Origin of the sequence: Shewanella sp. SP1S2-4, assembly GCF_031932075.1 — a bacterium.
GTDB classification, from domain to species: Bacteria; Pseudomonadota; Gammaproteobacteria; order Enterobacterales; family Shewanellaceae; genus Shewanella; species Shewanella baltica.
In genome coordinates this window covers 1-914 of the sequence record NZ_JAUOET010000060.1, presented here as the reverse complement: position 1 = coordinate 914, position 914 = coordinate 1, and the positions used below count along the sequence as shown (strand labels likewise).

General features: G+C 50.7%; 1 rRNA gene. It reads right to left on the bottom strand.

The features are described from left to right. Positions 1 to 914: ribosomal RNA gene (locus Q4Q52_RS22160) — 23S ribosomal RNA — on the bottom strand; the annotation flags it as partial.

Genomic DNA, 914 nt, shown 5'->3' with positions numbered 1-914 from the left:
ACCTACTTTCGTACCTGCTCGACGTGTATGTCTCGCAGTTAAGCTGGCTTATGCCATTGCACTAACCGTACGATGTCCGACCGTACTTAGCCAACCTTCGTGCTCCTCCGTTACTCTTTGGGAGGAGACCGCCCCAGTCAAACTACCCACCAGGCACTGTCCCTAATCCCGATAAGGGACCTAGGTTAGAACATCAAAACTACAAGGGTGGTATTTCAAGGACGACTCCATCATGACTAGCGTCACAACTTCAAAGTCTCCCACCTATCCTACACATGTAGGTTCAATGTTCAGTGCCAAGCTATAGTAAAGGTTCACGGGGTCTTTCCGTCTAGCCGCGGGTATACGGCATCTTCACCGCAATTTCAACTTCACTGAGTCTCGGCTGGAGACAGCGTGGCCATCATTACGCCATTCGTGCAGGTCGGAACTTACCCGACAAGGAATTTCGCTACCTTAGGACCGTTATAGTTACGGCCGCCGTTTACCGGGGCTTCGATCATGAGCTTCTCTTGCGATAACCCAATCAATTAACCTTCCGGCACCGGGCAGGCGTCACACCGTATACTTCCTCTTGCGAGTTTGCACAGTGCTGTGTTTTTGATAAACAGTTGCAGCCACCTGGTATCTGCGACTCCCGTCAGCTTAGAGAGCAAGTCTCATCACCAACAGGAGCGTACCTTCTCCCGAAGTTACGGTACCATTTTGCCTAGTTCCTTCAGCCGAGTTCTCTCAAGCGCCTTGGTATTCTCTACCCGACCACCTGTGTCGGTTTGGGGTACGATTCCCACTAACCTGAAGCTTAGAAGATTTTCCTGGAAGCATGGCATCAACTACTTCAGTCCCTTAGGACCTCGTCATCAGCTCTCAGTGTGTACATTAAAGTACGTGTCCCCGGATTTGCCTAAGAACAC